This window comes from Aurantimonas sp. C2-5-R2 (genome assembly GCF_036549495.1).
Lineage (GTDB): Bacteria > Pseudomonadota > Alphaproteobacteria > Rhizobiales > Rhizobiaceae > Aurantimonas > Aurantimonas coralicida_A.
Window position 1 is genome coordinate 35182 of the sequence record NZ_JAZHLJ010000022.1, and the last position, 23311, is coordinate 58492.

The window sequence follows — 23311 nt, forward strand, 5'->3', positions numbered from 1 at the left end:
CCATGAAGCTCTGGGGCAATTGGTCGTATCCCACCGCCATCCGTTTCGGCGCCGGACGCATCGCGGAACTCGCCGACGCCTGCGCGGCCGCCGGCATCGCGCGCCCGCTGCTGATCACCGACAGGGGCCTGGCCAAGCTGCCGGTCACCGCCCGCGCGCTCGACCTGATGCAGGAGGCGGGGCTGGGACGGGCGATGTTCGCCGATGTCGACCCGAACCCGAACGGCGCCAATCTCGACGCCGGGGTGAAGGCCTATCGCGACGGCGGCCATGACGGTGTCATCGCCTTCGGCGGCGGCTCGGGTCTCGATCTCGGCAAGCTCGTCGCGCTGATGGCCGGGCAGTCGATCCCGGTCTGGGACCTGGAGGACATCGGCGACTGGTGGACGCGGGCGAATGCCGACGCGATCGCCCCGATCGTCGCGGTGCCGACGACCGCGGGAACTGGATCGGAGGTCGGCCGCGCGGGAGTCCTGACTGACGCGGCGACTGAAACCAAGAAGATCATCTTCCATCCGAAGCTGATGCCCCAGGTCGTCATCTGCGATCCCGAGCTCACCATCGGGATGCCGCCGGCGATAACCGCCGGTACCGGCATGGATGCCTTCGCCCATTGCCTGGAGGCCTATTGCTCGCCGCATTTCCATCCGATGAGCCAGGGCATCGCCCTGGAGGGCCTGCGGCTGGTCAAGGCGTATCTGCCGCGCGCCTTTCGCGATGGCTCGGACATCGAGGCCCGCGCCCAGGTGATGGCCGCTGCCGCGATGGGCGCGACCGCCTTCCAGAAGGGGCTCGGCGCCATCCATGCGATCTCGCATCCGATCGGCGCCCTCCATCACACCCATCACGGCACCACCAACGCCGTCGTCATGCGGCCGGTGCTGGCCTTCAATCGCGAGGCGATCGAAGCGCGGATCGAACGGGCGGCGGCCTATCTCGACATCGCCGGCGGCTTCGAGGGGTTCGACGCCTTCGTCGGCGAACTCACCGGTGAGCTTGGCATCCCCGCCAACTTGACGGCGTTGGGCGTCGTCGATCCCGACATCGATCGTCTAACCGAGATGGCGCTGCGCGATCCCAGCACCGGCGGCAATCCGGTCACGATGACGGCCGAGAACACCCGCGACCTGATCCGCGCCTGTCTGTGAGACGATGCGGGGGCGCCGGGCCCCGCCGCGCCCAAGCGACGCAACTCGACTTCGAGGCCGGCATGGCTTAGGCAGTGGCCGCGAAATCCCGGCGCGTGGATGCGTGTCGAGAGCCGCGGTCTTGTGCCCACGCTTTCCGAGAGACGATGATGCTTCACACGATTTCAGGCTTCGATCGCATTGGCGAAGAGAACGCCTTCGCCGTGCTCGCGCGCGCCACCGCGCTCAGCGCCACGGGCAAGGACATCATCAATCTCGGCATCGGCCAGCCGGATTTTCGCACCCCGGACCATATCGTCGAAGCGGCAATCAAGGCGCTGCGCGACGGCCACCACGGCTATACGCCGGCAACCGGGCTGCTGGCGACACGCGAGGCGGTGGCGCGGCGAACGCTGACGACGACCGGCGTCGAGGTGTCGCCGGAGAGCATCGTGATCCTGCCGGGCGGCAAGCCGACCATGTATGCGGCCATCGTCATGTTCGGCGAGCCGGGCGCCGAGATCCTCTACCCCGATCCGGGATTTCCGATCTATCGCTCGATGATCGAATACACCGGCGCGACGCCGGTGCCGGTGCCGGTGCGCGAGGAGAATGGCTTTGCCTTCTCCGCCGACGAAACCCTGTCGCTGATCACTGACCGGACGCGGCTCCTGATCCTGAATTCCCCGGCCAATCCGACCGGCGGCGTCACCCCGCGCACCGAGATCGAGAAGCTGGTCAAGGGCCTCGCCGATCATCCGGACGTGGCGATCCTGTCGGACGAGATCTACGACGTCATGACCTATGACGGCGAGGAACATTGCTCGCTTTTGACGTTCCCGGAACTCCGCGACCGGCTGATCGTGCTGAACGGCTGGTCGAAGACCTGGGCGATGACCGGCTGGCGCATGGGCTGGTCGATCTGGCCCGACCAGCTCTACGACAAGATCCGCAAGCTGGCGGTCAATTGCTGGTCCTGCGTCAACGCGCCGAGCCAGTTCGCCGGAATTGCGGCGATCGACGGGCCGCAGGACGATGTCGCGGCGATGATGGCTGCCTTCGACCGCCGCCGCCGTGTCGTCGTCGACGGGCTGAACGCCCTGCCGGGCGTGACCTGCGCGACGCCGAAGGGCGCGTTCTATGCCTTCCCGAATATTTCCGGGACCGACTGGAAGGCCAAGAAGCTGGCGTCCGCGCTGCTCGAGGAGACCGGAGTCGCGCTGATCGGCGGTCCCGATTTCGGTATTCTCGGCGAGGGCTATGTCCGGCTGTCCTACGCCAATTCGGAGGAGAACATCCGCAAGGCGCTGGTGCGGATGGATGGGTTTCTTCGCTCCAACGCCGGGACCTGATCGCCTCCGGGCCTATTCGCCAGCCGCGCTAGACGCGGTCCGCCATGTCTTCCCGTATGCGGCGTCGCGGCATCGCGGGGTGGTCGATGGGGGGCCATTGCTTGCCGGAAATCGCGGCGTAGACGGTCTGCATATGCTGGACCGTCGCCATGACCGCGGCGGCCTGATCGCGCGCCTCAAGGGCGCGAAGAATGGCCCGGTGCTCGATGCGATAGCGGTCCCGCAGGTCCGGGTTGAACGACGCCCGCTTCAGCCTGTCCCATTCCGCCGTGCTGCGCATGGTCCGCATCATCTCCATCACCATCGTGAAGACCGCGTTCTGGGTCGCGTCGGCCAAAGCCCGGTGAAAGGCGATGTCCCATTCCTCGAAGGCCTCGAATCCGTCGGCGGATTCAGAGCGAACGAGGCACAGCTCCAGCCGTTCCAGATCCTCCTTGCGCGCCCGCAAGGCCGCTTCGCGCGCGATGGCGGGCTCCAGGACCAGACGGGCCTCCATGAGCTCGATCGGCGAGGCGTTTTCGGCGGGTGCCTTCGAAGCCTCGGGCGGCGCGCTGACGAAGGTGCCGCGTCCGACATGTCGGACGATCGCTCCCTCCATCTCAAGGCGCGCCAAGGCCTTGCGCAAGGTCGCCCGATTGATCCCCAGCCGATCGGCGAGCGCGCGCTCCGTCGGCAGCCTGACGCCGGGAGCCAGGCCGTCGTCGCGCAAAAGCCGCCGGAGTTCGTCCAGCGCCAGATCGGCGGAGCCTCGCTTGGAATCGAAACCTTGCATTGCGTCTTTCATTGGTTGACAATATCAAACCAAGAATATACCAGAATGCCGTAAAGGTCAACCAATAAGGCCTCGGATAGAAACGAGAACGATGCGGCTTACCGCGTTTACCAGGGAGGTTACACGATGAAATTCACCACACATCCGTCTCGCCGCAAGTTTCTTGCCGGCACGGCGGCCGGTGCCGCGGCGCTGTCGCTCGGTCTCGGCCGCTCGGCCTTCGCCCAGGATTATCCCGCCGGCAACATGGAAATCACCATCCCGACCGGAGAAGGTGGCGGCGCTGATCGCGATTCCCGCGCTTTCGTCCAGGTCTGGAACACATATCTGAAAACCAACTTCGAATTCGGCTACTACCCCGGCGCCGCGGGGCAGGTCGGCTATGAATTCTTCATGCAGAAAGAGCCGAACGCCTACAATTTGCTGTTCTCGAACCTCGGTCCCGAGGTCATCATGCTGACGCTGCAGAATGTCGGCATCGATATCGGCAAGGATTTGGTCTACATCCGGCGTACCAGCACCGAACCAATGGCGGTTTGGGTTGGCGCGGATTCACCGTTTGAATCGCTCGAGCAGCTTGTCGAAGAAGGCAAGAAGCGGCCAGTGAGCATTTCGGTCAGCCGCCTGCCGCATCCGGCCTCGATCGGCATGCTGGCGCTCGGCGAGGCGACCGGGGCCCAGTTCAACCTGATCCCGTTCGGCGGCGGCAATCCGACGGCGATGGCGGCGATCACCGGCGAGGTCGACGCCTCCGCCCTGCCGCTGGCCAACCCGATCGCGCTCGGCGAGCAGGCCCGCATTCTCGGCATTTTCGCGAATAAGAACACCGTTCCCGAGGCGTCCGGAAACGCCCCGACCGTGAACGGGGCGCTTGGAACCGAGTTGCCGGAACTGTTCAGTTCGCGCGCCTGGGCGGTCCACGCCGCGGCACTCGAGCAATATCCCGAGCGGGTCGAATTGCTGAAGTCCACCATCGACCAGACCATGGCGGATCCTGCCTATGTCGAGGCGGTGAAGGCGGCCGGCGTTCCGCCCGAGTTCATCACGCCGGGCGACCAGGAAACGGCGATGGCTGAAGCTGCGGCCACCCGCGAACTGGCCGAGCGCTACCGCGACCTTTTGACGGGCAAGTAATCCCACCTCGGGCAAGAAGACTTTGCCTGACGGGGGCGGCTGTGCAGCCGCCCCCTATCCCATCCGGTCGCAAGCAGGATCTCGCCGATGTTGGATCGCGAAACCAGGAAACCAGTCGGGGCTGATCTCATCATCCCCATCGCCGCGGGCGCCTACGCCATCTATTACGTGCTGTCCGTCCGGAGCTTTCCCTGGCAGGCGCAGATGAGCGGCATGATCCTCGCCGGGCTGATGCTGCTGCTCGTCCTGATCTACATGGCGCGAGTCGCGATCGGCCTTCGCCGCGGCCGTTATTCGATGGGTTTCGGCGACTTCTTCGGGGCGCCGGCTTCGCGCGCCAGTCGGGCGATCTTCGTCGCGCTGATCGTCGCGTATATTTTCGCGGTTCCCTATCTCGGCTTCACCCTCACGACCTTCGCCTTTCTGGCGCTCTCGTTTCACGTCGCCGGCGCGCGCCCGGTCGGGCGCGCCTTGCTGACGGCCGGCCTTGCCGCCCTCGGCGGTTGGTTCTTCTTCATCGTTCTCTTGAATACCCGATTCCCCAAGGGTCCGTTCGAGCAGCTCATGGGAGCCATCTTCTGATGGAATTCGACGCCGCCTTTATCACGGGCCTGTTCCTGCATTCCTTCAGCCTCTGGTGGGTGATCATCCCTGCCGTGCTGATCGGCATCGTCATGGGGGCGATCCCCGGTTTTGCCGCCCACAACACGATCATCATCCTGTTGCCGCTGACGCTCGCCCTCGATGTGGAAGTGGCGCTGGTGTTCATGGTGGCGCTCTACAGCGCCTCGCATTTCGGCGGCGGGATTCCGGCGATCCTGCTCAACATCCCCGGCACCGGCGGTGCCGCTGCGACGACGCTCGACGGCTACCAGATGACCAAGAATGGTCTGGCCAGCAAGGCGCTCGCCGTCTGTTTCGTGGCGTCGGTGATGGGCGGACTGATCAGTTCGATCGTGACGCTGTTCGCGCTGCCGGCGCTATCGCGCGTCGGTTACTACGTCCACAGCGTCGAGATGGTCGTGATCATGCTGTTCGGCCTTGCGCTGATCGCTTCCATCGCCGCTCAGGACATGTTGAAGGGCCTGATCGCCGGTGCTTTCGGATTGATGCTCGGGGCGATGGGCGCCGACCACATCTACGCGACACCGCGCGGCACCTTCGGCTTTCTGGAGCTCTTCGACGGCGTGCCGCTGGTGCCCGCCCTGATCGGCCTGTTCGCCATCTCCGAAGCTCTTGTCATGCTTGAGCAGAAATGGCTCGTCGATACCAAGGGGACGGTCGCCGTGCCGGCCACAACCTGGGCGAACAGCCTGAGCGAGACCCTGCAGGCCTTCCGCAAATGGTGGTTGATCACCTGGACCAGCCTGCTCGGGCTGGTGATTGGCGTGCTGCCGGGCGCCGGCGCCTCGATCGCGGCCTTCGTCGCCTACCAGCAGGCCCGGCTGTTCTCCAAAACGCCGGAACGGTTTGGCACCGGCTTTTCTGACGGCGTCGCGGCGCCCGAGGCCGCCAATAATGGCGTGACCACCGGAACGCTGGTGCCGCTGCTCGCCATCGGCGTGCCGGGCGGCAGCACGGCGGCGGTGATGATGGTCGTGCTGCAGTTTCACGGCTTTCCGTTCGGCCCGCGGCTCTTCGTGGAGGCCCCGGAACTGGCCTATGGCGTCATCACGGCGATGGCGGTGTCCTACGTCTTCATGTTCCTCACCATCGTCCCGATGGTTCGCTACATGTCGCGGATCACCGTCGTCTCGACCATGTATCTCGCACCGATGATCGTCGCGTTCACGCTGGTCGGCGCCTTCGTCCCGCGTGGATTCCTGTTCGATATGGGCATCGCCTTCGCCTTCGGCATCATCGGCTATGTGGCGCGCAAGACCGGCTATCACGTCGCGGCCATTTTGATCGGGGTGATCCTCGGCCCGCTGATCGAGCGCTCCTTCATCCTGGCCATGCGGATTTCCGGAAACGACCCGATGGTGATGTTCTCCTCCACGATCGGCAACATCCTCTGGGTGCTGCTGCTCCTGAGCCTGCTGCTGCCGGTCGTCACCGGGCGGTGGCGCGATCGGCGGGCCAGGGCGGCGGGACCATCGGCGGGAGCCGGTCGATGAGCCCCGCGGATCAGCCGCTTTCGCACCGGGTGCGTCAGATCGCGATGCTCGACATTCCCGGTGGTGGCCAGGTCGTGGTCGACGGCGATCATGTCTTCATCGGGCACATGAAACCGCCCTACGGCACCTCGATCGTCGACGTCTCGGACCGCAGAAATCCGAAGGTCGTGGCGGACATCCGGCTGGAGACCGACGCCTCGCACACCCACAAGTTGCGCGTCGTCGGCGATCTGATGATCACCAATGTCGAGCAGAACGACCGCCACTTCAAACGCCGCGCCAAGGGCATCGCCGCTGCGGAAATCGCGCTGCGCGACGAACTCGGCCGTGACCCGGGCGAGGCGGAGGTGGCGGCGCGGGTCGGCGTCGCGCCCGGCGACATGCCGCGGCTGCGCAAGGCCGCGAACGAGAGCTACGACGAGGGCGGCTTCAAGATCTGGGATATCTCCGACCGGACCAAGCCGTCCCTCCTCGCCTATGAGCGCACCCATGGCGTCGGCGTCCACCGTTTCGATGCCGACGCACGTTACGCCTACATCTCGACCGAGATGGAGGGCTATGTCGGCAATATCCTGGTCGTCTACGACCTTGCCGAGCCCGCCCGGCCGCGCGAGGTCGCGCGCTGGGCGCTGCCAGGCCAGCACGTAGCCGGCGGCGAGACGCCACATTGGCACGGCCTGAAGAACCGCCTCCACCACGCCATGCGTTGCGGCGACGAGCTGTGGGCGGCGGTCTGGAACGCCGGGATCCGGGTGATCGACGCGACCGACATCACTGATCTCAGAACCATCGGTGCCTATGACTACCATCCGGCGATTCCGGAGCCGACCCACACCGTCATGCCGTTCGAGAACCCGATCGGCGGCCGGCGCATCGCCGCGGCGATCGACGAGGAGCATGACCATTTGCACGGCCGGCTGCATGGGTTCCTCTGGCTCTTCGACGCGAGCGACCTGAGCGATCTCAAGCCGCTGTCGATCTTCAGTCTGGGCGAGCACGCCTCACCCTACAGCGGCGCGCCCGGCCGGTTCGGCGCGCATCAGTTCCACGAGCGGCTCGATACGACCCTGATCTACGCCACCTGGTTTTCCGGCGGCCTGCGGATCATCGACGCCAAGGACCCCACCTTGCCGGAGGAGGTCGGCTTCTTCATCCCCGAACCGCTCGGCGGCGAGCCGAGCCCCCAGTCGAACGACGTGGCCGTCGGCGAGGACGGCATCATCTATCTGCTCGATCGCAATCGCGGCCTGCATATTCTGGAATTCGAGGGCGCGTGAGGGTCTTGAACGAAGGATCGGAGGCGACATGAAAACCCGGAAGCTGGGCGAACAGGGACTGACCGTCTCGGCCATCGGCCTCGGCTGCATGTCGATGACCGATATCTACGGTCCGGCGGATCGAGAGGAGTCGATCGCGACGATCCACCACGCGCTGGATCGCGGCGTCGACTTCATCGACACCTCCGACATGTACTCCAACGGCCGCAACGAAGAGCTGCTGGGCGCGGCGCTGGAAGGCCGGCGGAACGAAGCCGTCCTGGCCACGAAATTCGGCAATCTGCGGCTGCCTGACGGCAAGACCGGGGTGAACGGCACGCCGGAATATGCGCATGCCGCCTGCGAGAAGAGCCTGCAACGACTCGGAACCGAGGTGATCGACCTCTATTACCTGCACCGTGTCGATCCGAACGTGCCGATCGAGGACACGGTCGGGGCGATGGCGCGGCTGGTCGAGGCGGGCAAGGTACGCTTCATCGGGCTTTCGGAGGCCGGTGCGTCGACGATCCGCCGCGCCCATGCGGTGCATCCGCTCAGCGCCGTGCAGACCGAATATTCTCTGTGGACCCGCGACGTGGAAACGGAAATCCTGCCGACCTGCCGCGAACTCGGCATCGGCTTCGTACCCTATTCGCCGCTGGGGCGGGGGTTCTTGACCGGCGCGATCGGCGGCGAGGTCGATCTGGCGGAGAAGGACCGCCGCCGCGACATGCCGCGCTTCACCGGCGACAACTTGGCGCAAAATCTTCGGCTGCTTGATAGCCTGCGGGCCTGCGCCGAGGCCCATGGCGCGACGCCGGCGCAGGTGGCGCTGGCGTGGCTCTTGGCGCGCGGCGAGGACATCGTGCCGATTCCCGGCACCAAACGACCGCAACGTGTGGACGAGAACGCCGAATCGCTCGACCTCGTTCTCACCGACGCCGAACGCGCTCGGCTCGACGCGGCCTTCCCGCCCGGCGCGGCGGCGGGCCTGCGCTATCCCGAACCACAGATGAAGCGCCTCGGCATCTGAGCCGACTGAACGATCCCCAACCATCAGGAACACGACATGCAGGACGACATCCGCCGGACGACGAAGACCGAAGGCAAGGCACACCGCACGACATCGAATGGCCAGGAAGTTTTCATCTGGGAAAAGCCGAGCGTGGCCGATGGCCCCATCCGCGGCACCATCCTGTTCGTGCACGGGTCGTCGATGGCCAGCCAGCCGACCTTCGACCTGCAGGTCGAGGGCATGCCGGAAGCCTCGGTCATGGACTGGTTCGCCAGCCGCGGCTTCAACACCTGGTGCTTCGATTGCCGCGGCTATGGCCGCTCCTACAAGGGCGAGGACGTCTTGGCGACGATCGCCGACGGCGCCGACGACGCCAAGGCTGTCTCCGATTACATCATCGAGCAGGGCGAGAGCGGACCGCTTTTTGCCTATGGCATTTCCTCAGGCGCGCTTCGCGCCGCGACGTTCGCCGAACGCCATCCCGACCGTGTCAGCCGCCTGGCGCTCGACGCGATGGTCTGGACCGGCGAGGGCAGCCCGACGCTGGAACAGCGCCGCAAGAAGATCGACGATTGGCGCGGTACTGTCCGCCGTCCGGTCAACCAGGAATTCATGTGGTCGATCTTCACTCGCGACCACCCCGGCACCGTGCATGACAGCTTCGCCCAGCCCTTCATCGATCAGGTGCTGGCGCTCGACGATTCCATGCCGAACGGCACCTATATCGACATGTGTACCCGGCTGCCGCTGGTCGATCCGGAAAAGCTCGAGGCGGCGACGATCGTCATGCGCGGCGAGTTCGACGGCATCGCCGGCATCGACGACCTGCTCGCCTTCTTCAAGCGCTTGCCGAACGCCGACAAGGAGTTCGCGGTGATGAAGGGCATCTCGCATGCGTCCTTCACCCAGAAGAACTTCCTGATCGCCTACCAGATCCTGCATGGCTTCTTCACCCGGCCGGCATCGGACTATCGCGGCTGAATTACCCGCGAAAAAGCAGACACTGGACTGGAGAGGAAGCCCGGCAGGATGAAGTTCATACGGTATGCGAAGAACGGCGAATCCCGGATCGGCGTCGTTGAGGATCAGATGGTGCGGGCGATCGAGCCGGCCGTTTCTGACATGGTGGAACTGATCGAGAATTACGATCGTCTGCGCGGCGAGATCCGCGCTGTCGGCGAAGCGATGCCGCTCGACAGCCTGACGATCGAAGCGCCGATTCCGGCGCCGCGCCGCAACATCTTCTGCGTCGGCAAGAATTATCATGCCCACGCCAAGGAGTTTTCCCAGAGCGGCTTTGAGGCCGGCGCGGTGGCGGGAGCGGAGGTCGACGAGTTTCCGGCCGTCTTCACCAAGCCCGCCTCATGCGTTGTGGGAACCGGCGACGTCGTGCAACTGCATGGCGACGTCACGCAGTCGGTCGATTACGAGATCGAGCTCGCCCTGGTGATCGGCAAGGGCGGCCGCAACATCCCCAAGGCCAAGGCTTACGAACACATCTGGGGTTACATGATCGTCAACGACGTGACGGCGCGCGACCGCCAGAAACAGCACAAGCAGTGGTTCCTCGGCAAGGCGCTCGACACCTTCTGCCCGATGGGGCCGTGGATCGCCACCGCCGACGAGGTCGACCCGGAGAACCTCGATCTGGAGACCCGGGTGAACGGCGAGGTCCGGCAAAAGGCGAATACCAGCGACCTGATCTTCGACATCCCCAGCCTCGTCGAGACGATTTCGGCCGGCCTGACCCTGGTGCCCGGCGACATCATCGCCACCGGCACGCCGGTCGGCGTCGGGATCGGCTTCAAGCCGCCGCGGTTTCTCAAGCCGGGCGATGTCGTGCGCATGAACATTACGGGGCTTGGCACGCTCGAAAACAGCTTCCAGTAGGTTCGAGGGCGGAGCTGATGCTGAGCGGACCGCTCGCCCTGGCCGGGCTCGCCGTGCTGGTTCTCGGCACGTCGTTCCTGAGCGGCGTGTTCGGCATCGCCGGCGGCATGGTGCTGATGGGCGGCTTGCTGTTCCTGTTGCCCGTTCCGGCGGCGATGATCCTGCACGGCGTCACGCAGCTGGCGGCCAATGGTTGGCGGGCGGTGCTGTGGTGGCGCTATATCGATTTTCGGGTCGTGGCGCGGTTCGCCGCCGGATCGGCGGCGGCGTTGGCGTTGTTCTCGTTTCTCTTGCTCGTGCCGGATCGCGCCACCGTGCTGATCAGCCTCGGGTTGGTGCCGTTCATGGCTTTCGCGCTGCCCGAGCGCTACGCGCCCCATGCCCGGCGGCGCGGCGCCGCCGAATTTGCCGGCTTCGTCGGCACCGGCCTGCAATTCGTCTCGGGCGTATCAGGCCCGCTCCTCGACGCGTTTCTCGTCCGCATGCCGGTGGATCGCCGCATCATCGTGGCCAGCAAGTCGGCTTGCCAGGTCATGGCCCACGGCATGAAGCTGGTCTATTTCGGCGTCATCGTGACGGCGGGGGGCGATGCGGTCTCCGGCTGGCTGTTGCTGATGGGCGCGGGCTTGGCGGTCGTCGGCACCTCGCTGGCCCGCACCGTCCTCGATCGGATCACCGACCGCCAGTATAGAACCTGGACCAAGACCATCGTGCTGGGGATCGGCGCGGTCTATCTCGTCCAAGGGCTCGCGATTCTCCTCAGCCCGGCATAGCGAACTCCGGCGTCCCTCCTCGTCTGTGGGTCGAGAATGCCAGCGGGGTTGCGCGTCATGGTTGGCGCCACCTGTTTCGAGAGGAAGTGGGCCACACCGGGGATGCCGTGGCTGGACTACGCGGTATCGGCCGGTCGCGCCTGCCTGTGTCGAAGGACCGCGCCCAAGGCGGCGAGGACGAGCGTTCCGACAATGAGCAGCAGAGCGGCCGCGGCGACGGCGGGGCTGATATTCTCGCGGATCGTCGAAAACATCTGGCGAGCCAGCGTGCGCTGGTTGGGCCCGGCGACGAACAGGGTCAGGATCACCTCGTCGAGAGACGTGGCGAAGGCGAAAACCGCGCCCGAAACGACGCCGGGGAGGGCGAGCGGCAAGGTGATCTCGCGAAACGTTCGCGTCCGCGAGGCGCCGAGGCTCGATGCGGCGCGCTCGATCGCCGGGTCGATGCCGGCGAGCGAGGCCGAAACGGTGACCACGACGAAGGGCACGCACAGGACGGAATGGGCGACAATGACGCCGAGATAGCTGCTGGCCAGCCCGACTTTGACAAACAGGATCTGCATCCCGACGCCGAGAACCACCGGTGGCACCACCATCGGAAGGATGAAGCCGGTGCGCAAAAGCCCGGCCAGCGGAATCCGATCGCCGCGCAGGCCAAGCGCGGCGAGGGTGCCGATGCTGGTCGACAGGACGGTGGCGCTGGTCGCGATGATCAGGCTGTTGACGATCGACCGGCTCCAGGTCTCGTTGGCGACGAGTTCCCTGAACCACCGGTCGGAGAAGCCGTTGATCGGATAGGAAAGGAAGATGCTGTCGGTGAAGGCGAGCGGCAGGATCGCCAGGATCGGCGCGATCAGGAAGAACACCACCGCGGCGCCGTAGATCGTGCGCAGGATCCGCCCGGTCATACGCCGAACCCCGGCGGTGTGCGGGAAAAGCGGCCATAGACGGCGTAGAGAACGAGGGTCGCCGCAAGCAGGATGATGCCGAGTGCCGCGGCCATCCCCCAGTTGGCGGTGCCGGTCGCGTAGAACGCGATGACCGACGAGATCATCTGGTCCTCTGCTCCGCCGACCAGCGCCGGCGTGATGTAATAACCAAGCGCCACCATGAAGACGAGCAGCGAACCGGACATCAGACCCGGAAGCACGAGGGGAAAGAGAACGTGCCGGAACGCCCGGAGCGGGTTCGCGCCGAGCGTGGCCGCCGCCGGCATCAGGTTCGACGGGATTGTCAGCAGCACGCTGTAGATCGGCAGGACCATGAACGGCAAGAGCACATGGGTCATGGCGATCACGACGCCCGCGCGATTGAAGATCAGCGGCAGCGGATGGTCGATCAGACCGAAGGTCTGGAGGAAACCATTCACCAGCCCGTTGTTCTGCAGGAGCACCACCCACGCCGCAGTGCGCACCAGCAGCGAGGTCCAGAGCGGCAGCAGCACCGCGAGGAGGAGGAGGGTTCGCACCCAACCGCCGGCACCGGCGATCAGCATGGCGTAAGGCAGTCCGATGGCGGCGCACAGCGCCGTGACGCTTGCCGCGATGACGAAGGTTCGCACCATGATGACGCGGTTGGCCGAAGCGGCCTCGCCGACCTGGCGGATGTCGCCGTCGGGGCCGCGTTGAAGATCGACGGCGGCAAGGAGATTGCGATCCGTATAGGGCGGCACGGCTCTGGCGAAGCCGCGCCATACCGCAGGATCGCCCCATTGGGCGTCGATCGCGGTGAGGTCCAACGGCGCGTCGGCGTTCTGGCGAACGGTACGATAGGTCTTGGTGATCAGCGAACGAAACCCTGGCACCGCACTGTTGAGGCGGCGCACGGCGTCGCCGAGGACGCTGCGATCCTCGATCACGCGCAGATCGGTCGCCACCGCCGTCTGGATCGCCGCGTCAGGTGGCACCGCGCCATCCCACGACGAGAGCGCCGCCGCTGTCGTTGGAAACGCCTTGCCGACGGCATCGTCGCTCACGGCAGTCGCCAGCATCGTGGCCAGCGGCCAGAAGAAGAACACGCCGAGAAACAGCACGAGCGGCAGGACAAGGGCAGCCGATCTCAACCCCGCCGCGTTCATGCGTCGACCAGCGCGCAATCGCCCGGAGCGAAGGAGGCATAGCCGCGTGTGCCGGTCGGGACGTCGGCGCGGCTGCGATCCCGGCGCCCGACCAGCGACACGCCATCGCCCTCGAGCCGCAACCGGATGTGGTCGCCCTGGTACACGCTGTCGGCGACTTCGACCGGAATGGCGTTGGCGGCGCCGGGGTCGTCCGAAACGGCGATTCGTTCCGGCCGGACACAGACGAGCAGCCGTTGCCCTGCGGCGAGATCGCGGTCGGTCCGCGCCAAGAGCGTTCGTCCCCCCCCGGCGGACAGCCGCGCCACGCCCTTCTCCAACGACACCACCGTCCCTTCCAGCACATTGGTCTCGCCGATGAACTCGGCGACGAAACGGGTCCGCGGACGGTCGTATATCTCCTCCGGCGGGCCGATCTGCTCGATGCGGCCCGACTCGAAGACCGCGATACGGTCGGACATCGTCAGCGCCTCGGACTGATCGTGCGTCACGAAGACGATGGTCAGGCCAAGCGAGCGGTGCAGGTCCCGCAGTTCGAGCTGCATTTGCTCGCGCAACTGCTTGTCGAGCGCGCCGAGCGGCTCATCCATCAGCACCACCTTCGGCTCGTAGACCATGGCGCGGGCAAGCGCCACGCGCTGCTGCTGGCCTCCCGACAGTTGCGCGGGTCGCCGGGCGCCGAGTTTGCCGAGTTGGACCATGTCGAGCGAACGCGTGACGCGCTCGCTGATCTCGGCCTTGCGCACCCCACGCATGCGCAAGGGAAAGGCGACGTTCTCGGAAACCGTCATATGCGGAAAGAGCGCATAACTCTGGAAGACGACGCCGAGATCGCGCTTGTGCGCGGGGACGCCCTGAATCTCGCGTCCGTCGAGCCGAATCCGGCCCTGCGTCGGCGCGACGAAGCCGGCAAGCATCATCAGGATCGTCGTCTTGCCCGACCCCGAGGGCCCGAGCAGGCTGAGAAATTCGCCCCGCCGGATCGTCAGATCGAGATTGTCGACCACGGTCTGCGCGCCAAACGCCTTCGAGATGTTCTCGAACCTGATAAACGCGTCCATTGCATACCTTCGAGCCCGCATACCCGCAACGCTCCGACCCGGCGGATCTCGCCGGATCGGAGCCACTTGATCCCACAGCTTACTGTGCGAGCCAGGCGTCGAAGCGCTTGGTCAGTGTCTCGACATTGTCGGTCCAGAAGCCGGCATCGAGGGGGACGGCATTCTCGATATTCTGCGCTGTCGTCGGAAGATCGGCCTGCAAATCGGCCGGCACTTGCGCCGCCGCCTCTTTGTTCGGCAACCCATAGGCGATGTATTCGGGCAGCTTCGACTGGTTCTCCGGCGCGCTGGCGAAGGCGATGAAATCCATCGCCTCTTCGGCGTTGGGGCTGTCCTTGAGGATGACCCAGCTGTCGACCGCATAGATGCTGCCGTTCCACACGACCTCAAAGTTCGTGCCCTCGTCCTTGTTGATGCCCGAAATGCGCCCGTTATAGGCGGTCGTCATCGCCACCTCGCCCGAGGCGAGCAACTGCAACGGCTGGGCGCCCGACTCCCACCAGACGATGTTCGGCTTCAACGCGTCGAGCTTGGCGAAGGCCCTGTCGACGCCCTCCGGCGTGGCGAGAACTGAATAGACCTCCGCCGGCGCGACACCGTCGGCCATCAATGCGAATTCGAGCGAGTATTTGGGTCCGCGTCGCAGGCCACGTTTGCCGGGAATTTTCTCCACGTCCCAGAAATCTGCCCAGGAGGTCGGCGCTGTCGTCAGCTTGCTGGCGTCGTAGCTGATCGCAGTCGACCAGACGATCGCTCCGACGCCGCAGTCGCTGACCGCCGCGTCGATGAATTTGTCGCGCCCACCGAGCGCCTCCCAGTCGATCGGCTCGTACATGCCGTCGAAACAGCCGAGTTCGAGTTCCTCGGACTCGACCTGAACCACGTCCCAGTTGGGTACGCCCGCCTGCGTCTTCGCCGCGATCACGCCGATGCCGCCATCCCAGCTCTCGTCGAGAACCGGCTTGCCGATCTTCTGCGAGAATGGCTCGAAATAGATTTTCTTCTGGGCGTCCTGGTAGCTGCCGCCCCAGGAGACCACGGTCAGGTCTCGCGCCTGCGCCCCGGCGGACGCAAGAAGTATCAGGCTTCCAAGCGCGGCGGCGGCAGCGCGTGGCAGATTGGTCGTGCTCATTGAATTCCCCCCATTTCGGAACTGGTTTGAAATGGGATCACGCTTTGCCTGCCAGCACAATATGCATTCTCGGATTGGGAACGTCCGGGCGGGTTTCCCGACGGATAATTGCCGGTTGCAGGTGGCGAAAGTTACCCTCGGCGGCTGTAGAGAAATTGGAATCCGAGCCATCCCTTCTGGGGTACCGACGGTCCTTTACCGGACGTTTGACGACGCCAAGGATGGCTCGGATGCGAGAAAAGGCCGGGACGGCCCGGCCACTTCGATTGCTTGGCGGATCGTTTCAACGGGGTGATCCGAACCAGAGGCTTGGCTGCGCCGCTCAGCCCTTGCGGGCTGCGGCGATGGCCGCCTTCATGTCGTTCGGCGCGACCACACCGGGATAGATGGCGGTTCCGATGACGTATGCCGGCGTCCCCGGAAAGCCGAAGGTCTCGGCCTGCGTGCTGTTTCGCTGCAGCATGGAATTGATCCGGTCCTTGTCCCGATCATAGGCCGCATTGAGCTTGGGCACCGAAAAGCCCGCCTTGGTCAGGATCGTCTCGATCATGTCGGGCGTCAGCTTGCCCTTGGTCGCCATCAAGGCGGCCATTGCCTTGGCGTGGCCCGAGCCGGCGGCGAGCGTCAGGCGCGCCGCATAGAGCGAGGGGGGGCCGAAGATCGGCCAGTCCTTCATGACGAAGCGGACGTTGCCGTCTTCCTGCACCACCCGCATGTCGTCCGGATGGGCCTTTTTGCAGTAGGGGCACTGGTAATCGAAATATTCCACGATGGTCACGTCGCCTTTCGGGTTGCCGAGGACGGGAACCTGCGGATCGAACAGCACGGCCTCCTTCGACATCGGATCGACCTCGGCAAAGGCCGTCCGGGACAAAAATGGCGTACCGGCGAGGACAGCGGAGGCGACGATCAGCTTGCGGCGGGAGATGGATGGAATGGTCATGGCGGGAGTTCCTTTTTGGTTGGGCAATCAGATCACGACGATCCGCGTATCCTTCGGGACACGGCTGTTGAGATCGATAACGTCCTGGTTTAGCATCCGGATGCAGCCGGAGGAGACGGCCTTGCCGATCGACCATTCCTGATTGGTACCGTGGATGCGGTAGAGCGTGTCCTTGCCGTCCTTGTAGAGATACAGGGCCCGGGCTCCGAGGGGGTTGTCGATGCCGCCGTCCATGCCGTCGCGCAGGGCGCCGCCATATTTGTCGGGCTCGCGCTTGATCATGTCCTGGGTCGGCGTCCAGTGCGGCCATGCCGCCTTGCGCTTGATGATGCCGCTGCCGGTGAACTCCAGGCCCGCCTTGCCGACGCCGACGCCGTAGCGCATGGCCTTGCCATTCTCCATGACGAGATAGAGGAAGCGGGCGCGGGGATCGACGACGATCGTTCCCGCCGGCTCCGTCGTTTCGTAGTCGACCACCTGGCGAATGTTGCGGGGGTCCATGTTTTTCGGATCGACAGCCGGAATCTGCCAGCCGTCGTCGGTCACCGCGCCATACATCCGGGCGACGCGCGGGTCGACGGGCGGCTTGGGCGCGGCATAGGCCAGTTGCTGGGTCGGCTGAGACGATGTCGAGCAGGCGGCCAGCGTGAATGTCGCCAGCGCGATGGCGCTGATGCGCAGAAGAGTTGCAGACAAATCGAAAGACCTTTTGGTTGGCATGGGTGATCGGCTTTGACGCGGCGGCGGTGAATCCGCATCCGACGCCGCAATTCGCCGCTGGGGGGCTGCGGCGCGTGCCGGGGCTGACAGGCGATTACACGGACCCCGGAGTCTCGCTTCCGTCGAGCACCACGACGCGGGTGCCGACCGGAGTCCTCTGTTCAAGGTCGATGACATCCTGGTTGACCATCCGGATGCAGCCAGACGACACGGATTGACCGATCGTCCAGGGCTCGTTGGTCCCGTGGACGCGGTAGAGCGTGTCTTGGCCGTTCCGGTAAAGGTACATGGCCCGCGCGCCGAGCGGATTTCCAAGGCCACCTGAAACACCGCCCGCATGCGGGCCGTACCGCTCGGGGTCGCGCCGGATCATGTTGGCCGTCGGCGTCCATCCCGGCCAGCTCGCCTTCCGGGCGATGGTGGCCGTGCCCGAAAAGGCGTAGCCCGCCTTGCCGACGCCGACGCCGTAGCGCATCGCCTTGCCGTTCTCCATCACCAGGTAGAGAAAGTGGTTCTTTGGATCGACGACGATGGTGCCGGCCGGTTCCTTGGTGTCGAAATCGACGACCTGCCGGATATTGCGCTGCTCCACGACGTCCGGCTGGATCGCCGGAATCGCCCAACCCTGATCGACAACGCCGCCGTAGTAGCGCGAGATACGCGGATCGTCGTCGGAGCTGCCCGCATATCCGAGGGCGACGCGCGAAGGATTGCTCGTCGTCGAGCAGGCGGAGAGAAGCGCCGCCGCGCCGAGGAGGCTTCCTCGAATGGCGATGGTCCATCCGGACATGTCAGTCATCCTTCTTTGCGATGTCGGAAAGGGTCGAGGCCAGGATTTCCCGCGAGATTTCACCGAAATGCATCGTTTGAAGGGTTCCCGTCTTGTCGAGAAACAGGGTCGCGGGATAGCCGGCGACGCTGTAGTGGCGGGCGAAACTGTTGGCCTGGTCGAGCAGGACGTTGTCGATCTGCACCCCGGTCTGTTCGAGATAGCGGCGGACCGTATCCGTGCCTTCGCCCTGATTGGCGAAGACGAAGAAAGCATCACCGCGCTCCTTGGCCATTTGCGCCATCATCGGCATTTCCCGACGGCAGGGCGGACACCAGCTGGCCCAGAGATTGAGCACCACGGGTTTGCCCTCGAAGTCGGACAGGCGCGCTTCGCCGCCATCGAGCGTGGCGAAGGCGGTCATCGGAGCGGCGACCGCGCTGGTCGTGGCGGTCAGTTGCCAGGCGGTGTTCCAGATGACGAACGCGGCCGCCAACGTTCCAAATGACCAGGCGCGCAGTTTCGCGCCGCGGCAGGCGTAGAGGGTGTAAAGGGCCGCGGCCGCGATGGCGGCAATCCAGGAAAATCCGCCCTCCTGAACAGCGAAGATCCGTAGCGGGGCCTCCGCGAAACTATCCCAGTTCGCGGCGACATGGCCGAGCCGCGCCGCCACGAAGCCGACGACGACCACGGCCAGCGACCAGTTGCCGATGCGCGGGTCGATCCGGCCCGCCACGATCGCCGCGATCCCGAGAAAGGCGACGATGGCGAGGATCGCGGCCAGCCGGTCACCGGCGAAGACGAGGGGGCCGAGGCTGATGGCCGTCATATCAGCTACCCTCCGCCAGGCGGGCCGCGGCGAGAAAACCGCTGGCCGTGATATCGCCGATCAGCCGGGAACCGGGCACCTCGCGCGCTTGGTTGTCGACAAAGAGCATGGTGGGCGGACCGACGACGTCCAACTCCTTCATCAGCGCGGTCCGGGCGGGATCGTCCTCGGTGAGGTCCAGTTCGAGCAACTGGAATCCGGCAAGCTCGGCTCTGACGGTCGGGTCGCCGAAGACGTTCCGTTCGATGACCTTGCAGGTCACGCACCATTCGGCGGTGGTGTAGATGAGCGACGGACGGTCGGCCGCGCGAACCAACGCTGCCATGTCCGCCGAATCCCGCACTTTGCGGAAGATCGGCTTTTCGCTTGGTGCCGCCGGTCCGGCCGTAGCCAGACTTGCCAGCGGGCGTAGCGGATCGTCCGCCCCGGCGGCGGCGCCGACGGCCAGAATCGCGCCATAGAGCATCGCGGCGAAGCCGCCGGCCTTGGCCAGCCGCTGCGGAACGCCGGCTTCGCTGCCGAGGACGTCCAACGCGCCGAGGAACACGCCGGCACCCAGAAGCAGCGCCGACCAGAGGCCGAGCGTGGCTGTCGGCGGCAGGATCCGCGACATCATCCAGATCGCCAGGCCGAGAAAGGCGAAGCCGAAGGCGCGCGTGACCAGCACCATCCAGCGGCCGGCTTTCGGCAGCGCCCTTGACTCGATCGTGCCGAAGACGATCAGGGGAATGCCCTGGCCGAGCCCGAGCGCGGACAGTGCGACCGCGCCGAGGCCGACATCGCCCGTCTGGGCGATATAAAGAAGACCGCCGGCGAGGGGGGCCGTTACGCAAGGGCCGACGATGAGCGCCGAGGTGAATCCGAGCGCGGCGCTGGACGAGAGGCTTCCGCGCGATCCCGGCGCCTTTCGGGCGATCGCGTTTGTCCAGGCGGCGGGAAGCCGCAGCTCGAACAGGCCGAACATCGACAGTGCCAGAACGACGAAGAGCGCCGAGACGAACAGGATCGCGGCCTTTGATTGCAGCGCGATCTGTAGATTCTGGCCGGACCATGCCGCAGCGACGCCGAGAAGCCCGAACGCTGCGGCCATCGCTCCGACATAGGTCGCGGAGACCACGAAGCCGCGACCGGCCGACAGCCGCTCGCCGCCACGGCTGAGTTGACCCGCCAGGATCGGATACATGGGCAAGACGCAAGGCGTGAACGCCAGTCCGAGACCGAGGACGAAGAACATCGCAACCACCCATGCCGCGCCGCCATCGGCGAGCAGATCGGCGACGAAACCGCGGTTCGATCGGTCGATCGCGATGCCGGGCGTGCCCGCCGAAGGTTGCGGAAGGTTGCTGATCGTCGTGGCCACCGGCGTCCCGGCCTGCGGGGCGGAGGAGGCCGGGGCGTTGGCGGTGGCAACGCTCGTTTCGTCGCCCGCCGCGGACACCGACGGACGTTTCCAGATGCTTTCGCCCCGGACGAGGCGGTTCAGCGCGTCCTCGGCCTTGCCGGGTGTCGTCGGTTGCGCCGACAGCGCCGCGAGATCGAACGTCTTCGTCTGCGGCCGGTAGCAGATGCCGTCGTCCTGGCAGCCCTGGTAGCTGACGGTTACGGCCGGTGCATCACCGAGATCGGCGATGGCGGCCGGCTCGGCGGAGGCCTCGGCCGAGCGATGGTACACCTCCATCCGACCGAAATAGGGATCGTCCTTCGGCTCTCCGGCCGGGGTCGTCATCGGGACATTGCGGCCATCGGTCGTTTGCGCCGCGATGCGATCACGATAGAGATAATAGCCGTCGGCGATCTCCCATCGCAGCTCGAGCCCTCCGGCCGGGGTCTTGTTCGCGGAGAACGCGAACGCCGTGTCCACCGGCAGCGGCGCCGTCTGGGCAAGAGCCGATGCCAGAGGCAGAAAAAGCCAAAGCGAAAAGAAGATCGTCATCGATCTCATGGGCGACCCCTCATTGCGTCGTTGCGGGGGTGAGATCGCCTGCCCAGCTTAAGGCAGCCTTAAGCTGGGCAGGCGAGCAGGGAAAACGACGCCACGTTCAGATCGAGAAGGACGACGCATGCGCATTCTGATCGTCGAGGACGACGAGATCCTCGGCAACGGCCTGACGGTCGGCCTCCAGATGAACGGCTTCACCGCCGATCTGGCGACGTGTCGCGGCGATGCGGACGCCGCGTTGCGGTCGGGTGGCTTCGATGCGATTGTCCTCGATGTCATGCTGCCGGACGGGTCCGGCCACGAATTGCTGGCGACGATACGCGGGCGCGGCGACGCGACGCCCGTTCTCTTGCTGACGGCGCTCGATACCGTTGCCGATCGTGTCGAGGGGCTCGATGGCGGGGCCGACGATCATCTCGGCAAGCCGTTCGATCTCGACGAGGTCGCAGCGCGGTTGCGGGCGCTGGTTCGACGCGCCAGCAATCGCCCGACGGCCCATCTGGAATGGGACGGCGTGCGCCTCAATCCGGCCAAGATGCTCGCCACGCGCGGCGGCGAGGACGTGCGTCTTTCGCGCCGCGAGTTCAAGCTTCTGCATGCGCTCATGGAACGGCCCGGCACGATCCTGTCCAAGGCCCAGCTGGAAGAGAAGCTCTACGGTTTTCAGGAAGGCGTCGAAAGCAATGCGGTCGAGGTCCATATCCATAATCTGAGGGCCAAGTTCGGCAGAAGCGTCGTCGAGACGGTGCGCGGTGTCGGCTACCGGCTGCGGGAGGCCGGTCGATGATGCGATCTCTCAAGGGCAGGCTGTTCATCATCCTGGTCGTGATGACGGGGCTCGTTTGGCTGTCGGCGACGGCGTGGATCTATCTCAACACGCGGGCCGAAGTGGAGCGGGTTCTGGATGCCCGGCTCATGGAGGCCGCGCGGATGGTATCGTCGCTGATCGACAGCCAGGAGATCGACGTCGCGACGGCCACCCTTGAGCCTCCCGTCATCGCCGTCGATCCGCGCAGTCCTTACGAGCGGCAATTGACCTGTCAGATCTGGTCGCTGACCGGTTCGCTGATCGGGCGTTCCGACGGCGCACCGAACCAGCGCCTCTCCGACCATGCCGATGGATTCGCCGAACGGGTCATCGATGGGCGGGCCTGGCGTGTCTACGCGGTCACCAACACCAAGCTTGGCGTTCAGGTGCTGGTCGGTGACAATCTCGATATAAGGGCACGGCTGGTCCGCGACGTGGTCAAGGGCCTGCTCCTGCCGATGGTGCCGATCGTACCGACCCTCGCGGCGTTGATCTGGTTCGGGGTGGGCCGCGGCATGCGCCCCCTCGACCGGTTGGCCGCGGGACTGGCGCAACGCGAGGCGGAGAACCTGCATCCGATTGACGCCGACCACGCGGCCACGGAGATTCGACCGGTTGTTGCGGCGCTCAACGGCCTCTTTGGACGTGTTCAGGAGGCACGGGAGCGCGAGCGGCATTTCCTGACTTACGCCGCCCATGAACTGCGCACACCGCTCGCGGGACTGAAAACGCAAGCCGAAATCTCGCTGAAGACCGATCAGGAGGTGGTGCGGACCGCCGCGCTCAAGCAGATTGTCACGGCGGTGGATCGGACCTCGCGTCTGGTTCAGCAGTTGCTCGAGACGGCGGAGGCGGAGGCGGCTGCTGCCAGTGCCCGCTCGGGGACGATCCCGTTGTCCCGCTTCCTGCGCGATACGGTCTCCGACCTGGTCGGGCGGATCGAGGCGATGGGCGGGCGGCTGGTTTTCGACGCCTCCCTCGACGGCGTCGAGATTATCTCGAAGGAGATTTTGCTGGCCCTGGCCGTGCGCAATCTCGTTGAGAACGCCGTCAACCATTCGCCGAAAGGCGGCGCCGTCGTTCTGCGATGGTCGCCCGAGAACGCCATTGTGGTCGAGGACGAGGGGGCCGGAATGCCGCCCGGTGAGATCGAGCGCGCCACCGACCGGTTCTTTCGCGGCGCCAACCGCTCATCTGTCGGCAGCGGCCTCGGTCTCTCCATTGCCAAGCTTTGCGCCGAAAAGCTGGGTGGCGAACTCGAGCTCACCAACCGGGCGCCGTGCGGATTCCGCGCGGCGTTGCGGTTGGCATAGATATCAAAAGGTTGGTGCGCACATTCCAGATGAGACCAAGACGGACAGACCAATCTACGCCATCATTCTCACTGATCGACCGGATCCGCGTCAAGCGGTTCGGGCGCAATGCTGCCGGTAACAGGGCCCTGCGCCGCCGGCTTTCGTAATCAGACGAATGTCCTGGATGGGGTCGGAAGCTGCTGAAGCACCTGCTAGAGCGTCAGGCGATTAATCTGCAACATAGCCAGCGGCCTTGAGGTAGTTCCAACATTCTTCGGGCTCGAACAGGTCGCAGATGTTGC

Annotated in this window: 22 protein-coding genes; 12 read left to right on the forward strand and 10 right to left on the reverse strand. The window is 65.4% G+C overall.

Translation table 11 applies throughout. From position 1 onward, the window contains the following. Positions 1-2: 2 nt before the first annotated feature. Both VQ044_RS11880 and VQ044_RS11885 read left to right on the forward strand, forming a co-directional pair. A complete protein-coding gene (locus tag VQ044_RS11880) occupies positions 3-1148 on the forward strand; it encodes an iron-containing alcohol dehydrogenase (RefSeq protein ID WP_327647475.1) in 1146 nt (381 codons plus the stop codon). A 149-nt stretch (positions 1149-1297) separates the two neighbouring features. Next, the gene (locus VQ044_RS11885) at positions 1298-2479 is read left to right on the forward strand and encodes a pyridoxal phosphate-dependent aminotransferase (protein ID WP_327647507.1); all 1182 of its coding nucleotides are present in this window, start codon (positions 1298-1300) and stop codon (positions 2477-2479) included. Positions 2480-2507: 28 nt separating this feature from the next. Here the strand turns inward: VQ044_RS11885 and VQ044_RS11890 are convergent, their stop codons facing one another. Beyond that, entirely contained in the window at positions 2508-3251 is a 744-nt protein-coding gene (locus tag VQ044_RS11890; RefSeq protein WP_327647477.1) for a FadR/GntR family transcriptional regulator, read from the reverse strand. A gap of 126 nt (positions 3252-3377) precedes the next feature. Here VQ044_RS11890 and VQ044_RS11895 point away from each other — a divergent pair, with 126 nt between their 5' ends. From VQ044_RS11895 to VQ044_RS11930, 8 genes are all read left to right on the forward strand, one after another. Further along, positions 3378-4385 (forward strand): tripartite tricarboxylate transporter substrate-binding protein, encoded by a 1008-nt coding sequence (locus VQ044_RS11895; RefSeq protein ID WP_327647478.1) that lies wholly within the window; start codon positions 3378-3380, stop codon positions 4383-4385. A gap of 87 nt (positions 4386-4472) precedes the next feature. Beyond that, positions 4473-4967 (forward strand): tripartite tricarboxylate transporter TctB family protein, encoded by a 495-nt coding sequence (locus VQ044_RS11900; RefSeq protein WP_327625008.1) that lies wholly within the window; start codon positions 4473-4475, stop codon positions 4965-4967. Beyond that, positions 4967-6502, forward strand: a complete 1536-nt coding sequence (locus tag VQ044_RS11905; protein ID WP_327647481.1) for a tripartite tricarboxylate transporter permease — start codon at positions 4967-4969, stop codon at positions 6500-6502. The genes VQ044_RS11900 and VQ044_RS11905 overlap by 1 nt, the downstream gene beginning before the upstream one ends. Continuing rightward, entirely contained in the window at positions 6499-7779 is a 1281-nt protein-coding gene (locus tag VQ044_RS11910; protein WP_327647483.1) for an RNA polymerase subunit sigma-70, read from the forward strand. The genes VQ044_RS11905 and VQ044_RS11910 overlap by 4 nt, the downstream gene beginning before the upstream one ends. A gap of 28 nt (positions 7780-7807) precedes the next feature. Beyond that, positions 7808-8791 (forward strand): aldo/keto reductase, encoded by a 984-nt coding sequence (locus VQ044_RS11915; RefSeq protein ID WP_327647484.1) that lies wholly within the window; start codon positions 7808-7810, stop codon positions 8789-8791. Positions 8792-8827: 36 nt separating this feature from the next. Further along, positions 8828-9754 carry an alpha/beta hydrolase gene (locus tag VQ044_RS11920; protein ID WP_327647485.1) on the forward strand — a complete coding sequence of 309 codons (927 nt, stop codon included), beginning with the start codon at positions 8828-8830 and terminating at the stop codon, positions 9752-9754. A gap of 48 nt (positions 9755-9802) precedes the next feature. Continuing rightward, positions 9803-10663 (forward strand): fumarylacetoacetate hydrolase family protein, encoded by an 861-nt coding sequence (locus VQ044_RS11925; RefSeq protein WP_327647486.1) that lies wholly within the window; start codon positions 9803-9805, stop codon positions 10661-10663. Positions 10664-10680: 17 nt separating this feature from the next. Continuing rightward, on the forward strand, positions 10681-11436 hold the full coding sequence (locus VQ044_RS11930; protein ID WP_327647487.1) for a TSUP family transporter: 756 nt from the start codon (positions 10681-10683) through the stop codon (positions 11434-11436). A gap of 116 nt (positions 11437-11552) precedes the next feature. On the opposite strand, the gene VQ044_RS11935 is transcribed toward VQ044_RS11930, so the two are convergent. From VQ044_RS11935 to dsbD, 9 genes are all read right to left on the reverse strand, one after another. Continuing rightward, positions 11553-12344, reverse strand: a complete 792-nt coding sequence (locus VQ044_RS11935) for an ABC transporter permease (protein ID WP_327647489.1) — start codon at positions 12342-12344, stop codon at positions 11553-11555. Continuing rightward, positions 12341-13513 (reverse strand): ABC transporter permease, encoded by a 1173-nt coding sequence (locus VQ044_RS11940; protein WP_327647491.1) that lies wholly within the window; start codon positions 13511-13513, stop codon positions 12341-12343. Before VQ044_RS11940 ends, VQ044_RS11935 begins: the two co-directional genes overlap by 4 nt. After that, positions 13510-14574 (reverse strand): ABC transporter ATP-binding protein, encoded by a 1065-nt coding sequence (locus VQ044_RS11945; RefSeq protein WP_327647492.1) that lies wholly within the window; start codon positions 14572-14574, stop codon positions 13510-13512. Before VQ044_RS11945 ends, VQ044_RS11940 begins: the two co-directional genes overlap by 4 nt. Before the next feature lie 79 nt (positions 14575-14653). Next, the gene (locus VQ044_RS11950) at positions 14654-15706 is read right to left on the reverse strand and encodes an ABC transporter substrate-binding protein (RefSeq protein WP_327647493.1); all 1053 of its coding nucleotides are present in this window, start codon (positions 15704-15706) and stop codon (positions 14654-14656) included. A gap of 322 nt (positions 15707-16028) precedes the next feature. Next, a complete protein-coding gene (locus tag VQ044_RS11955; protein WP_327624997.1) occupies positions 16029-16649 on the reverse strand; it encodes a DsbA family protein in 621 nt (206 codons plus the stop codon). A gap of 27 nt (positions 16650-16676) precedes the next feature. Continuing rightward, positions 16677-17345, reverse strand: a complete 669-nt coding sequence (locus VQ044_RS11960; protein WP_442872915.1) for a L,D-transpeptidase — start codon at positions 17343-17345, stop codon at positions 16677-16679. 118 nt (positions 17346-17463) lie between these two features. Next, positions 17464-18159, reverse strand: a complete 696-nt coding sequence (locus tag VQ044_RS11965; RefSeq protein WP_327647497.1) for a L,D-transpeptidase — start codon at positions 18157-18159, stop codon at positions 17464-17466. Between the two features lies 1 nt (position 18160). Beyond that, positions 18161-18967: a TlpA family protein disulfide reductase gene (locus VQ044_RS11970; protein ID WP_327647499.1), complete on the reverse strand. Its 807-nt coding sequence runs from the start codon at positions 18965-18967 to the stop codon at positions 18161-18163. Position 18968: 1 nt separating this feature from the next. Further along, the gene (gene dsbD / locus VQ044_RS11975) at positions 18969-20909 is read right to left on the reverse strand and encodes a protein-disulfide reductase DsbD (protein WP_327647501.1); all 1941 of its coding nucleotides are present in this window, start codon (positions 20907-20909) and stop codon (positions 18969-18971) included. A 118-nt stretch (positions 20910-21027) separates the two neighbouring features. On the opposite strand from dsbD, the gene VQ044_RS11980 reads away from it, so the two are divergent. Further along, the gene (locus tag VQ044_RS11980) at positions 21028-21693 is read left to right on the forward strand and encodes a response regulator transcription factor (RefSeq protein WP_327624991.1); all 666 of its coding nucleotides are present in this window, start codon (positions 21028-21030) and stop codon (positions 21691-21693) included. Then, on the forward strand, positions 21690-23027 hold the full coding sequence (locus tag VQ044_RS11985; RefSeq protein WP_327624990.1) for an ATP-binding protein: 1338 nt from the start codon (positions 21690-21692) through the stop codon (positions 23025-23027). The genes VQ044_RS11980 and VQ044_RS11985 overlap by 4 nt, the downstream gene beginning before the upstream one ends. Positions 23028-23311: the final 284 nt, after the last annotated feature.